The 14057-nt window shown below is 56.1% G+C and carries 8 protein-coding genes and 1 pseudogene; 1 reads left to right on the forward strand and 8 read right to left on the reverse strand.

Annotated elements, in window-relative coordinates:
• From B5D61_RS26840 to B5D61_RS19515, 7 genes and pseudogenes are all read right to left on the reverse strand, one after another.
• Window positions 1-930 (reverse strand): annotated as a pseudogene (locus tag B5D61_RS26840) (IS630 family transposase); the annotation flags it as partial.
• A 121-nt stretch (window positions 931-1051) separates the two neighbouring features.
• Complete coding sequence (locus tag B5D61_RS19490) at window positions 1052-2014, reverse strand: alpha-ketoacid dehydrogenase subunit beta (protein WP_078815109.1); 963 nt, start codon at window positions 2012-2014, stop codon at window positions 1052-1054.
• Window positions 2011-3054 (reverse strand): thiamine pyrophosphate-dependent dehydrogenase E1 component subunit alpha, encoded by a 1044-nt coding sequence (locus B5D61_RS19495; protein ID WP_245846572.1) that lies wholly within the window; start codon window positions 3052-3054, stop codon window positions 2011-2013. Before B5D61_RS19495 ends, B5D61_RS19490 begins: the two co-directional genes overlap by 4 nt.
• Before the next feature lie 120 nt (window positions 3055-3174).
• Complete coding sequence (locus B5D61_RS19500) at window positions 3175-4083, reverse strand: nucleotidyltransferase family protein (protein WP_078815110.1); 909 nt, start codon at window positions 4081-4083, stop codon at window positions 3175-3177.
• Window positions 4084-4181: 98 nt separating this feature from the next.
• Entirely contained in the window at window positions 4182-7031 is a 2850-nt protein-coding gene (locus B5D61_RS19505; protein WP_078815111.1) for a DUF4129 domain-containing protein, read from the reverse strand.
• A complete protein-coding gene (locus B5D61_RS19510) occupies window positions 7028-8002 on the reverse strand; it encodes a stage II sporulation protein M (protein ID WP_176159543.1) in 975 nt (324 codons plus the stop codon). Before B5D61_RS19510 ends, B5D61_RS19505 begins: the two co-directional genes overlap by 4 nt.
• Window positions 7999-8742, reverse strand: a complete 744-nt coding sequence (locus B5D61_RS19515) for an RDD family protein (protein ID WP_176159544.1) — start codon at window positions 8740-8742, stop codon at window positions 7999-8001. Before B5D61_RS19515 ends, B5D61_RS19510 begins: the two co-directional genes overlap by 4 nt.
• Before the next feature lie 422 nt (window positions 8743-9164).
• Between B5D61_RS19515 and B5D61_RS19520 the strand changes: the two genes are divergently transcribed.
• The gene (locus tag B5D61_RS19520; RefSeq protein ID WP_078815114.1) at window positions 9165-13028 is read left to right on the forward strand and encodes a translocation/assembly module TamB domain-containing protein; all 3864 of its coding nucleotides are present in this window, start codon (window positions 9165-9167) and stop codon (window positions 13026-13028) included.
• Here the strand turns inward: B5D61_RS19520 and lpxD are convergent.
• Complete coding sequence (gene lpxD / locus B5D61_RS19525) at window positions 12970-14028, reverse strand: UDP-3-O-(3-hydroxymyristoyl)glucosamine N-acyltransferase (RefSeq protein ID WP_078815115.1); 1059 nt, start codon at window positions 14026-14028, stop codon at window positions 12970-12972. The two genes, B5D61_RS19520 and lpxD, sit on opposite strands and share 59 nt — an antisense overlap.
• Window positions 14029-14057 lie beyond the last annotated feature (29 nt).

The following is a 14057-nucleotide window of genomic DNA, read 5'->3' on the forward strand; positions in this document are numbered from 1 at the left end:
GCGACGCAGCTTGCGCATCGTCAAATCGGAGAAGAAACACTCCACTTGGTTTAGCCATGAGGAATAGGTGGGAGTGAAATGCAGCTGCCAGCGTGGATGGCGAGCAAGCCACGCTTTGACTGCTGCAGTGCGATGCGTGGCATAGTTGTCGAGAATGGCGTGTATTTTCAACCCTCTAGGCACCTGCCTCTCAACAGTGCGCAAGAAGCTCAGAAACTCCTGCTGTGTGTGCTTTCGATGTGTTTTGCCGATGACTTCACCGGTGGCCACATTGAGCGCAGCAAACAGTGAGGTGGTGCCATGGCGGAAATACTCGCAGGCTGACCGCTCGGGGGTGCCTCCGAGCAGAGGTCATATGGGTTGTGTTCGTTCCAGCGCTTGGCACTGGCTTTTTTCGTCCAGGCAAAGGACCACGGTATTCTGCGGCGGGCTCATAGACAAACCCACCACATCACGCACTTTGTCCACAAACTCCGGATCGGTGGAGAACTGAAAGTGCTCGTGGCGGTGCGGCTGTAGTCCGAAGGCCTTCCAGACCCGGGCTATGCTGTCGTGAGAGAAGCCGAGCTTGCTGGCGAGCGAACGGGTGCTCCAATGCGTGGCGTTTTTGGGGCGCTTTTCCAACGTCGTGCGCACCACTTCGGCCACTTGAGCATCGGTGATGCTACGCGGGGTTCCGCTGCGAGGCTGGTCAAGCAGCCCGCTCAATCGGTCTTGCACAAAGCGCTTTCGCCAGCGGCCAACACTTAGGGACGAAATGCCCGTCTGTTCGGCCACTTTATAATTGGGTATCCCTTGGGCACATAATAAAATGACATGTGCACGCTGCACATTGCTATGAGCCGCAGTGCGCTGACGCACCGTTTTTTCTAGCTCTGCCTTCTCTTTCGCACTCAAAACCAGCGGTGGAATCGGGCGTCCAGGTTTCATTCCAACCTGCCATCATACTTGCATCTATTATCAATAAAACTTGTCTGATAGCACGCTAGAGTGGTAATCTGCTACTGGCCAATAATGGCTATAAACGAAAATAGAGTGGATGAAGGAGCAGTTAATAGCGCAGTAGATCCCTCAAGGCAGCAGTGATGCTGTTCGTGGTTGGGCGATGGCTCTTCCAAAGGTTCGGGTGATACGGGATCGGTGTATCTTTCGCATTCAGACGCATCGGCGGGGCATCCAGCATGTGAAAGGCTTCACTGCTGACACGGGCGATGATTTCCGCGGTGACACCACCCCAGGGGAAGGATTCACCCACGGCGAGTAGGCGACCTGTGCGGGAGACGGAGGCTAGGATGGTATCGGTATCCATCGGCTTCACACTGCGCAGATCCACCACTTCGACCTGATAACCGTCCATTTGCAGCTCTTCGGCGGACTTCAGAGCTTCATGCAGCATCGCACTGTAAGTCACCACCGTGGCATCACGGCCAGGGCGTGCGATACGGGCTTTGCCGATGGGGGTCGCTTCACCGAAGCCCTCGGACTTCAGGTGATAGTAGAGAAACTTGTGCTCGCAGAAAATGACGGGGTCATTCAGCTTCACACTTTGCAGCAGCATCCAGTAGGCATCCTCCACCGTGGCGGGAGTGAGAATGACCACCCCAGGATAGTGCGCATAGATGCTCTCCATGCTCTGGCTGTGGAATGGACCGCTACCCGGGGTGCCACCCGATGGCATGCGAATGGTGATCGGGCAGGGGGTATTGGTGCGCCAGTAGAGCGTCGCAGCTTGGTTGACGATCTGGTTGAAGCCAACAGACGAGAAGTCTGCGAACTGCATTTCGATGATCGGGCGGGCCCCTTCCACGGCGGCTCCGACCGCCATGCCAATCATGGCATCTTCACTGATGGGGGAGTCGAACACACGGCCCGGGAATTCCCGGCTCAAGTTCTTGGTCGCTTTGAAAGCTCCCCCGAAGGTGCTGATGTCCTGACCGTAGAGAAAGACGTTTGGATCGGCGCGAAGGGCCTCATACTGAGCTTCGCGAATGGCTTCGAGATAGGTAATACTCATCCGTGCTGTCCTTCTATCAGCTCGTGGGTGGAGAGGGCGCGCCAAGTCTCGCGATAGGGATCGGGAGCGGGTTCTTTACTGGCGATTGCCTGGGCGGCGTCCACTTCACGCCGGGCTTCTTCTTCCCAAGTCTGGAGATCTGTTTCGCTAGCCCAGCCAAGTTTCAGGGCCTGTTTTTTAGCCACCTCAATGCAATCTCGTCCCTCGTGCTGATGCTTTATCGTATCGGGGATGTAGGAGGCGTCATCGTGCTCACCATGACCGCCCAAGCGCAGAAGCCTGCCGACGACCATCTGCGGGCCATGCCCAGCGCGTGCGCGGGCAAAGGCTTTTTTGAAGGTCGCAATACAAGCCAAGAGGTCGGTGCCATCGACGCTGTAACCTTCAGCACCGTAACCCCGTGCGCGATCCACAAGATCTTCACAGGCATATTGGCGAGTGGTGGGGGTGGAGTAGGCAAATTGGTTGTTGGCGACGCTGATGACCAGTGGAAGCTTTTCTACAGCAGCCATGTTGAGGCCCTCATGGAAAGCGCCGGTGGAGGTGCCGCCATCACCAATGCTGGTGGCACCCGCACAATCTCCGAGCGTGCCCCGGAGACGACGGGCAAAGAGTGCCCCAGCAACGACGGAAACGAGGCTACCCAGGTGGGAAATCATGGCCATGTAGCCTTCCTGAGGGCGTCCACGGTGGATGTTGCCATCCCGACCACGCATGGGGCCGGTGACGGCACCGAGGTGAGTCCGCACACAGTCGAGGATCGGCTCGCCGTAGGCAATGCGCCCAGCTTGGTCACGAATGAGCGGACCGTAGATGTCCTTGCCGAGGCGAATATTGATCCCAGCGGAAGCGCTGAAGGCTTCCTGACCACGGCCGAGATAAACACCGCCGACGATGCGGCCGCCCGCACGGTAGAGGCTGCCGAGTTTTTCCTCCAGGGTGCGGGAGAGGATCATGCAGCGCAGGGCTTTGAGAAAGTCTTCCCTCAAGTCTGCGCTGGTGGCGACTTCAGGGCTGGAGAGCGTAGAGGTAGCAGGCACGGTGAGAATGGGGGATTCAGTCTGCTGCAAGATGTAGCAGATTTCGTGACGATGTTTTCACAACCGTCAAGGATTGTCCAGAGGGGAAACCTTCACTCTCTGGACAAGAACAAAGGAGGATCAGGCCCACAGATTTTCCGGGTAGGCACCAGCGGCCACCAGGGCACGGATGCTGGCGACCACGTCCGCTTTGTCTTCGGGGTAGGTGACACCGAACCAGGAATCATTGGATTCCAGCACGGTGACGTCGGCTTTATCTTCGCGGATCAGGACGTCCACTTCCTTCGGCACATAGCACTCGGCTTTGAGATCTTGACCATTGGTTTTCAAGAACTCGGTGAAGGCTTGACGCAGATGACTGAAGATGTCTGGGGTGAATCCGAAGAAGTTCATGGAGACGACTTCTTCACCGGTCAGCTTCACCGGAGGCTCGCTTTCGCGGTTTTCGGCACCGTCTGCAGTTTTAAAGATCTTGGTCATCTCCGTGACGGAGCTGAGCATGCCGTCAGGTCCCCGGGTGCACACACCGCGAGCGACGCTGCCGTGATCCGAAAGGGTGTTTTTGAGGTAGAAGCCCACCATGGAGTAGTGGCTTTTGCCATCGGCCGGACGCTCCTTGATGAGGTCTGCGCCGATTTTAGCAAAGGCATCACGCCCGTAGAAGTCATCGGCGTTGATCATGAGGAATGGCTCTTTCACCACACCCTCAGCGGCCAAAACCGCGTGGGCGGTGCCCCAAGGTTTGGTGCGTCCTTCAGGGACGGAGAAGCCTTCGGGCAGGTCGTTGATGTCTTGGAAGGCATAGTCCACCTGGATACGATCACCGAACTTGCTGCCGATCTGACTGCGGAACTGCTCTTCAAAGTCACGGCGAATGACGAACACTACTTTACCAAATCCCGCCCGGATGGCGTCAAAGACCGAATAGTCCAATACCACCTCTCCGGAAGGTCCCATGGCATCGAGTTGTTTCAGACCGCCGTAACGGCTGCCCATGCCGGCAGCGAGGATGAGAAGAGTGGGTTTCATAGGGTTGGAAAGAAATGAAGCAGGGAGAGAAAAGCAGCGCACTCAGGAACAGACCTCGCTAGGCGTCAACTGACGTTCCATCCGCAAATAGGGAAGACTCATTTCAAGGCTGCGCGCAGGTCTTGAAGATCCTGCAGACGACGCACCATTTCATGCGAGGCGGCTTTACGCGTGGTGTCAAAAGCCGTACGAATTCTCTCCTCGGACAGCTCACTGCGGTCTTTCAGGATTCGGATCAGGGCTTCATCGTTCTGATAAACGAGCTGGGGGAAGAGCCTGATGGCTCGAGTTCTCACGGCATCCGCCGCCGCGTTCAGAAGGATTTCGGTGCGATTGAGCCGGAGGAAAAACTGCCCCAAGGCGCTGATGTGATCCACGAAGTGTTTGGTTTCATGTAGTTCTACACGGCGAAGCGGCCCGAAGCGGGGCATGTTTTTCCACAGCCAAATGAGAGTGAGAAGGGCCAGCCCCACCAGAGGCATCCAGGCGCGGTTCCATAACAGCTCCCAGAAGCTCTGTTGGATGGTGACCAGAAAAGCGACATGACGATACTCGTCCCCCACCATGGCCAGTAACCACGCGGCGTGGTCGTTTTCATCCAGGTATCGGTTTCTCAACGGTCTGGCGTGGGTGATGAAGGTGATCCGACCCCGGCCATAGCGCAGGCTGAGCGCCGAGGCATCGTCTAGAGCGCCCGCCACATACTCGCCACGTCGCAACTCCCGATCCAGCGACAGCTCCAGCATATCTGGGAAATCGACGTTGTAGTCCTCCCCTCGGATGTCAATAACGCTACGGCTTAACGGCACGTCTTCGGGTTCTTCGATCTTGGCCTTGATGGAATCAGTGTCTAAGACGGTTTCATCGTCTTCAGCTTCTTTAGCCTTCTCCTTCTCCTTCTCCTTCTCCTTCTCCTTCTCCTTCTCCTTCTCCTTCTCCTTCTCCTTCTCCTTCTCCTTCTCCTTCTCCTTCTCTTTTTCGCCTTCGTCTTTTTTCTTTTTGAGCTTCAGGGCGTCTCCCAGGTCCTTGAAGGGACTGTTGTTTTCCACACTGACGCCGAGCTTGTCCAGGATCGGATCGGCACGGTCTTCATTGCCTGCGTAGCCGTAGGTGCTGAGACTGCTAAACAGGCTCCAATCATTGTAAGGAGCACAGCCCGCCAAAGCGTAAATCAAGTGGCCTCCATCTTCGGTCCATTGCAGAAGCTGATCGGCACGCGCCTCAGGCATGCCTGATTCACCGGAAAGAATCAGCACCCCTTCCTCAGCGTAGGGCAGGTTTTTGAAATGGAGCAGCCGTTCGCTGTCGTGACCGTATTTCGCCAGCAACTGTTGAGCTGCGAGAAAGGGATTGAGGCGAGCTTCTCCTTTGTAACCCAGGGGGATGGTGAGGTCCTCCCACTTGCCGCTGCACGCCGTCAGACTGGGCAGCAGAAACAGCATCAAGGCTGTGCTGGCGAAAACGCGCTGGCGCTGGCCTCCGACAGGAGTGTGGCTGAACGGCCATGCCTGACAGAGCTGGGTGAATTCATGTTCCTGCGCCTCTTGCCCTGCGTAAGCTGCACGCACCCAGATCCGGGTGAGTTGTCGAAAGAAATCGGAGATTCCCGCATCACCCAGTCGAGAGACTTGGATCACACAATCATCTTCGGTATCGCTATCCCGAATCGGGAGGTTTCTTTGTTCGACCAAACGGGAGAGTGAACCGCGATACAGCAGGCTCAGAGCTTCACGAAAATGACAGGCAGCCCACGCCGAGCGAGCTGCGGAGACGATGTCTTCAGGCAGACTCTCACGGGCAATGTCGAGGCCCATGACGATGCGAGGCCCCTCGGGTGTCGGTGAACGCGCACCCGCTTTTGGACGCCTGAAAAAGCTTTGGTTGTTGATGATCCAACGACCGAGCAAGTAGAGCGCGAAGCCGACGATCGCTCCCGCAATGAGGTAAAACAGCCAAGCCAAAAAATAGCCGAACCCTTCGAGCAGACTTGAGTCGGCCTTTGCTTTGCCATCTGGCACCCAGACTTTTTGGGTTCTGCTGTGCTCTTTGAATTCAGGTTGATCCAGGATTTCCTTCAGGGCCTCCTTTACTCCGGGAGCCTGTTCTTCGGCGTTGGGTTGAGGTCCCTTGGAGGGCTCCTGACTGTGAGTGAGACCGGGAATGAAAAGGCCGACGGCCAAGAGCGCTGCCACTACGGGACGCAGTCGGGCGGCGAGTCGGCGGAAAATCAGCTCCACATCCCAGCCTTCGATCTTGGTGCGTGAATTGAGATAGAGTCCGAAGCCTGCCCCGACGTAAAAAGGTTCGATCAAAGTCATCGCCAGCAGGTAGATGATGTTGCCCGCCCATTGTTGCGCGAGTGGGGCGCTGTAACCTTCAGGATTCTGGAACAACTCACCCCAATCAGGGAGGCCTGAGGAGGGGCCGATGGAGCTGACCAAGGCCATGATGCCGAAGGTCGCGGCGATTTCGAGTTTCACAAAAACCCAGGTCAAACTGGCGCCACTGCTGCCTCCGTCGGTGGCCAGGGCGGTGACGCGTTTACTCACGGCCTTACCTCTCTGCCCCTCCAACATCCAGACGGGCAGAGCAAAGCTGCGAATCATCGATAACCGGCGCAGCAACAGGGCGGAAAACAAAAAGCGTGACCAAAGCCGCGGCCATTCTCGTAAGGTCTCTTTGACCGTGGGTTTGCTACCAAAGGCGGCACGGCTGAGAAAGAAAAGCGGCACACGATCATACAGCGGCTTCAACCACCAGACCACGAGAGCATACCACAGAGGATATTCCCATAGAAAGGCCGCTAGAATGGCCCAGATAGGGACGATGGTGATGGCCCACAGCGTGAGCAAACGGCCGTAATCGCGACGCACCAAGGTGCAGCCGAGATCGACAGCTTCCCATGGTAGGCGGGGACGGAGAGCAATGGTGAGGTTTTCAAGCTTCATGCAGCCCTCTCCTTTCCGCAAAGGAAGAGGTAGCTGAGCGTCAGCGTCCACATGACGGCACCGAAGCCGTATTTGACCAACGGCGGAAAGGGATTGGCCGACCAGAAGCCTTCAATGATTGCGGCGAAGGCGGTCATCAGCGCAGCTCCAGTGATCAATACCAAGGCCTGCCGACCACCGAGAACCAAGGCTGTGCGGCGGTCATACGAGCCCGGCTTGACCAATGAGAGTCCTAGTCGCATCCCCGCCATGCCCGAAATCACCACGCCCATGAGTTCTGGAGCGGAGTGTCCTGCAACGAAACTGTAAAAGGTTTCGGGATTGCAGGCATGATGCACATATCCGGCTGCCGCACCGATGTAAGCCCCATTGAACAACATGATGATCATGGAGCCAATGCCACCGAGCAAACCTCCGGCAAAGGTGCGCAAATCAATGCCCACGTTGTTCCAGATGTAGAAGGCAAACATGCCAAAATTCGAGCCAAACTCCTCGCGCATGTAATCCGTGGGAGAAGTGCCCTTGCCATACATCTGGTCCATCTGGATCATGCCATCCGGCCCTAACAGGGTCATGGCCCATTCAGGATCGAACGGCGTCCAGATGGCCATGAACAAGAAGGGTGCCCAGAACATCACGGAGCAAAACCAGAACAAACCCCTCTCCCGACGCACCGCCCGGGGAAACTCTCTCAGCATGGTGTCTGCAAGCCGCTCCCAGCCGCCGGCAATCCGCCTCTCCAGGACACGATATCCGGCAATGGCCAAGCCATTGAGGCGGCCGGTCAGCCGTGGGCCATACATACGATGCTGGGCCACGCTGAGATCATGGCAGATTTGTCGGAACAACTGTGGAAGTTCTTCGACATTCTCCACAGGCTTCTTTCGGGAAGAGTCCACTTCGTTGACCAAGGCTTCTAAGCGATCCCAGCGAGCAGAGTTTTCTTTTTCAAATTGGGCTGGGCTCATCATGACGAGGTGGGGGCAGATTGATCTTGGCCGCCTTTTTGCAGCCATACACCCAGGCTACAGGTCTGGCTCAGGCCAGCGAGGCCCATTTTGCCCGTGAGAGGTTCCAGGATATCGGTGAGCTCCGTTTTACGTGAGTCGGACCATTGGGGAGCGCGGTCGAGGAATTGCAGCAACGCGGCTTGCTCGATGCGGGAGAGCGGAACGGCAGGTGCCATCGGCTCTACGTTGACGGAATGAGTGGGCGGTTTGACCGCCTCGGGCTCTGCATAGACCACCACCGTGTCCGCGACGAGGTCACCCAAGCGCTGGAAGCGCTGATTGAAAAGGCTGCAAACAAGACCGAAGAGATAAAATCCGGGCATGAAATCAATCACGCGGAGCAGGTTACGAATGAGTGATTGAGGCAGCCGAACAGGAGCACCTGACACACTGGCGACTTTCAAGCCCATCATTTTTTGGCCCGGAGTCGCTGCCCGTTTGCCCATTTCAAAGAACACATTGTAAAACCACGAAAGCAGAAACGTGCAGAGGAGAAAAATGCCCTGGCTGGTCATACCCCCCATCCCAGCGGACAGGAAAACCAGGGCAAGGCCTAGAGCGCCTAAGATGAGGCAAAAGATGACGCAGTCCACCAGCCACGCGACACTGCGAGCTGCCGGGCCGGCCACCCTCAAATGAATCTCCACACCATCAGCGAGCTCCACAGGTTGGAGAGTGTCAGCGGGGGCGGATTCAGGCATAAGGGAAGGGTCCCTTAAATGAAACGACATGCCTTGGATTTGACAACCTTAGATTCAAAAGTTGTGCTTTGGTCTGAGCCAATCGTCAGAGTTTTATGGGGGATGTCACTTGGAAGCTTTGTTTCTTAGGGGTGTTTTAAATCGGGGAAGGTTCATTTAGTCAGAACGGAAGGCCGTGAGTGAGGCACTGAAGGGCTGCGGTGAAGCCTCGGAGCGATGTCACAATGGGCCGGCGGTGCTTCTCCCGAATTCTAAAACACACGCTAAGCCTTTGATTGCGGCCAGTGTCTTTTGGAGCGACGAATAAAAGCGTGTCGCAGCAGCCTCTGTCTTCGTCTTCTTCCCCGTCACAGTCATCGTCTGGGCCTGTTGCTTCCTCTTCGCGTCCTCGGCGTAGATTTTGGAAGTGGATCAAGCGGGGCTTGTATCTGTTTCTCATTCTGATCGTTCTCCTGGTGGCCTTTCATCGGCCCATCATCCGTGGCGTCATCCGGTGGGCGGGGCCTGAATTCGCCAATAAAGTGGGGCTTCCCCTGAGTTGGCAGGTCGAGGGCTCGTTATGGAACGACTTCAAGTTAAGCCAGGTGGAGGCTGGCGGTGGCGAAGGGCATTGGCTGCCCAAGGCTACGATTGGCGAGTTAAGTGCCGATTATGATTGGCGGCTGCTTTCCAAAGGTCAGTTGGAGCATGCCATCCAGCGGGTGACTCTGCACGATGTGGATGCTGTGGCGGATCTTCGAAAGCTGCCGACTTCCACTGAACCCGCGTTGTCTGTTGAAGAAGTGAAATCCGAGCCGGGACCTCCCCTGCTGATCTGGCCTAAGGCCATCGACATTCAAAATGTGAATGCCGATGTCACTCTGGCGGATGGTAGCCGATTGATCATTCGTGGTCTGACTTTGCAGATGGGTGACGGCATGCCCGGCAAGTTGGAGTGTGCTGAGTTTCGCCGGGAGCCAGGTGGACCCGAGTTGGCCAACCTCAAAGCCGATGTTACCTGGGGCGGGCGGCAACTAGAGATTCGGCAGTTAGCTCTGCCTCAAGGGGTGATTCTGGAGCGATTGGCTGTGGATTTGCGGCAGCTCTGGGAGTTGGATGAAAAGGTTCTCGTGACCCTCGTCGCTCGGCTTGGAGAGGCGGCTCTCAATGCGAATGTTGCTGCGCAGGGGATTTTCAAGTCACCCATGCAAGTGCAAGCCAAAGTCTCTGGCAATCAACTGCGGGCGCAAGAGTTGAAAACCCTCGGCTTGCCGAAGGAGGTGGATTTTGACGGTGGACGCATTGAGTTGACCGCTGAGGGTGACCCGACGAAACCGATCCAAATGATCGTCGGAGTTTCCGCCGATGTGGCCAAAATTCGGGTGGCTGGAGCGCAAGTCGATCGCGTGAGTCTGCAAGCTCAAGTGAAGGATGGCAAAGCCATTGTCGATGCTGTGCAGGTCAATCGGACTGACAACCAAGTCAAGCTAACCGCCGAGGCGACTTTGCCGAGCGACATCCAAGACATCGCAGCCGCTCCTTGGACGGCGAAGGTGGAAGCCACTCTTCCTCAGGTCACCGATTTTCTAGAACAGCCCCCCCCCGTTCAAGGGCTGCTGCGTCTCTCGGTAACCGCTCAAGGGAAGGGGGCGACGCCCACTAAGGCAGAGGGTGAAGTGAATGGGGAAAGCCTAGCTTTTGAAAACTATAAGCTACCTGCACTGAGAACGCTCATCTCGATGGATGGACAACGCGCGGGCGTTGAGATTCCTGGGTTGGAGCTCGGGCAGGGCAACTCGCTGATGTTCAAGGCCAGCATGACGATGGATGACTCCATGCCTGTGGAGTCCTCATGGCAGTTGCGGGTGACGGACCCTCAGAAGCTTTTTGAGACTACAGGGTTGGCCCTTCCTCCGAAGCCCATCAAAGGCACGCTGGAATTCCAAGGACAGGCCTCAGCTAAGATCCAAGAAGTCACGGCGGGAACCTACGATAACGGTCTGGCAGATTTGCGTCTGCAGATCAATCAAGCCTCGTATGGCGAGGGAGAGCTGAAGAAATTGGTGGTGCATGGAGCCGTGAAAAATGGGGACCTTTTACTCGACACCGTGAACGTTTTTTTGGATGAGAAGAATCGGATTGGCCTAACAACCAAGATAGAGTTGAAGCCGCCTTTCGTTTTCCAAACGCAGGGAACGGTCGGGATGACGGAACTGACTGCGCTCAATTCGTGGATGCGAACTTTTGAAGCACCTCGCATCCAAAGTGGAGCCATCCAGGGGCTAGTGGAGATGACGGGGCAATTGAACCCCTGGCAAGGGCAGGGTAAGGTGACGATGTCTGCGACCCAAGTGCGCACCGAGGCTATGCCTCAAGCTATGGATGTGACTCTCGATACCGGCTTCTCTGGAACCACGGCGGACTTGCAGCAGCTAGAGGCAAAATTAGGTCCTTGGAGACTGCTGGCGAAAGGTAAGGTGACCGATAAGGAAGCGGAACTCGCCGAACTGAAAGTGTGGCAAAATCAAACGGTGCTGATGGATGGCACGGTGTTCGCGCCCTTCGATATTACTCAAAAAGAAGTGAGCGGTCCTGAAGCGAAGCCGATGAAAATCTCCATTCGGGCTAAAGACTTGCAGGTGGACCGGATCCTGGCAGACGCGGGTATCCAAGACATCCCAGCCGGGGTCTTGAATGCGGATATTCAAGTTACTGGACGGCTGGATACGGCACAAGGTCATGTGGTGGTGGATCTCAAAGAGGTGAAGGTGCCAAATGCGCCGAAGTCCTTCCAATCCGCGACTTTGCACTCGGAGACGGTTTTGGAGAATAAACGTGTGAAGACTCAGACGACGGTATCTCAGCCTCCACTGAAGCCGCTCACGCTGGAAGGCGATCTGCCTTTGGATTTGGTGGCGTTGCTGGAGTCACCGAATCGCCTTCAAGAGACGCCGCTGAAGTTCAGTGTGAAGCTTCCTGAAAGTGAGTTGGACTTTGTGCAAGAGTATGCGCCTGACATGATTCGATCCTTCCCGGGTCGGGCGAAGGTGGACATGCAGATCGAGGGCACACTGGCTAAGCCGGTGATCCGAGGGGACGTAGATATCGACGTCAAAGAAATCGCTTGGAATCAACCTGACCTGCCCTCCGTGCGCGATCTGCGGGTCAAAATCCGAGCCGATGATCGGCGCATCCTTGTTCAGGATGTTTCGGTCTTGTTGGCTGGAGGGAAGGTGAATCTGAATGGGGTGGTGGATGCGGCAGACCTCCAGAATCCAGGTCTGGATTTCCGGGTCCAAGCTCGTGAAGCCCTGGTATTCCGAGATCCGACCACGTCGGTCCGAGCCAATGCCGATATCAGTGCGCGAGGCACCTTGAAACAGGCTTCCGTGAATGGCTTGGTGGAGGTGGTGCGTGGCCGGGTATTCAAGGAGATCGATTTGCTACCCGTCTTAAAACTGCCTGCCGATGTTCCGCCTGTTCCTCCAGACACCAGCCGCAGTGAGGCCAAGCTGACCTTGCCACCGCTGCTTAACGATTGGACTTTTAACGTGAATGTGAAAACTCGCGACCCTGTTTTGATCTCGGGCAACTTGGCCAATGGAGCGGTTTCTGCGGATGCTTTATTGAGTGGCAGTGGTGCAGCCCCACAACTGACAGGGGGAGCGAACATTGATCGGCTGCTGCTGAAATTACCGTTCAGCATGGTGAAGATCACCAAAGGTGTCGTCACGCTGAGGCCCGAGCATCCCTTCGATCCTGATCTCGATATTCGTGGTGAATCACGAATCGGCAGCAATCAGATCACGCTTTATGTTTACGGAGCGTCCACAAACCCTAAGACACGTTTTACCAGCACACCACCGATGAGTGAATCGGATATCGTGACTCTGCTTGCCACCGGCACCACTCTCAATGGATCTGCCAGTGAATTGGCCTCAGAAGCGGCCACACGTGCCGCCTTTCTCTTTCTCAGTGAGTTTTACCGGAAGACCTTCAATAAAAAGAAGGTGGTGAGGGATGAGCCGCCTCGGCTGAATATGACCTTCAATCCTTCAGGGGCAGATCGAAGCAGCGACAGCGTCCAAGCCACTTACGATCTCTCCGACGAATGGCGCCTGACAGGCCGATTCACGCAAACGGGGCGTATGAAGTTGCTCCTGGGCTATGTGCTTCGGTTTGGGAAGGCCGCGCAGGCCATGGATCCACGGCCTGCACTTCCGATGGCCACCAACACGGACATCAGTCCTACACCGGCGCCTGTTCCTTCTTCTCCAGTTCCGCCAGCTTCTTCTCAAGGGTTTTGATGCGTTCCAGCATCTCGGGAATTTTAGCCGGTGCTGAGAGCATACGCCGCCCTTCCATGAGAGGTCGGGCTGGGAAGCCCGTGTAAGCACCGGGTTCCAAGATGCTCTTGGTCACGCCAGTCTTGGCCAGCAGAGTGACCTGATTGCCAATCTCGAGATGGCCAGCGATGCCGACTTGCCCCGCGATGGTGACGTAGTTCCCGATCTTGGTGCTTCCAGAGATGCCGACTTGGGAGACGATGACGCTATGCTGACCGATCACCACGTTGTGAGCAATCTGGACGAGGTTATCGATTTTGGTGCCTTTACCAATCCAGGTTCGGCCAAAGCGGGCGCGGTCGATGGTGGTGCAGGAGCCGATTTCGACATCGTCGTCAATCTGCACGATACCCACTTGCTCGATCTTTTGGTGATGGCCTTTGATAAACTCATAACCGAATCCATCGGTGCCGATGGCTGAACCACTGTGGATGACGACTCGGTCTCCCATTTGTGTGCGATCCTTAACGGTGCAGTTGGCGTGGAGGATACAATCGGAGCCAAGGCGGGAGCCATGGCCAATGAAGACGCCCGCATGGATGATGGTGCCGTCTCCAATCACGACATCGTCCTCAATGACAGCACAAGGTCCGATGGAAACACGCTCAGGGTCGAACCGTGCGGAGTTAGAAACCACGGCTGTAGGATGAACGCCGGGGTGAAATTCACGCTTCGGAGGGCCAAAGTGACGGATGACACTGGAGAAAGCCAGGGTCGGGTTATCCACACGAATAAGAGCGATGTTTTCCAGAGATTCGGCAAAGTCTGGGGCTACCAAAACGGCGGTGGCCCTGGTATCTCGCAAGGCCCCAAGATAACGATCATTGCCAAGGAACGTCACATCTCCCGGTCCAGCCTCTGAAATGGAATTTAATCCAGTGACGAGTCCTTCCGGATCGCCTTGGGAAAGCTGGCCGCCAACCAATTCCGCCAGACGCTGGTGAGTAATCGAGGTGCTCATTGTTTGAAAGGCATAAAAAAAGGCACGCC

The organism is Prosthecobacter debontii (assembly GCF_900167535.1).
Taxonomy (GTDB): domain Bacteria; phylum Verrucomicrobiota; class Verrucomicrobiia; order Verrucomicrobiales; family Verrucomicrobiaceae; genus Prosthecobacter; species Prosthecobacter debontii.

What these genes read in the sequence shown, in the direction of transcription:
- B5D61_RS19490 (WP_078815109.1), bottom strand. Translation starts at nt 2,014, where the DNA reads ATGAGTATTACCTATCTCGAAGCCATTCGCGAAGCTCAGTATGAGGCC.
- B5D61_RS19500 (WP_078815110.1), bottom strand. Translation starts at nt 4,083, where the DNA reads ATGAAACCCACTCTTCTCATCCTCGCTGCCGGCATGGGCAGCCGTTAC.
- B5D61_RS19505 (WP_078815111.1), bottom strand. Translation starts at nt 7,031, where the DNA reads ATGAAGCTTGAAAACCTCACCATTGCTCTCCGTCCCCGCCTACCATGG.
- B5D61_RS19510 (WP_176159543.1), bottom strand. Translation starts at nt 8,002, where the DNA reads ATGATGAGCCCAGCCCAATTTGAAAAAGAAAACTCTGCTCGCTGGGAT.
- B5D61_RS19515 (WP_176159544.1), bottom strand. Translation starts at nt 8,742, where the DNA reads ATGCCTGAATCCGCCCCCGCTGACACTCTCCAACCTGTGGAGCTCGCT.
- lpxD (WP_078815115.1), bottom strand. Translation starts at nt 14,028, where the DNA reads ATGAGCACCTCGATTACTCACCAGCGTCTGGCGGAATTGGTTGGCGGC.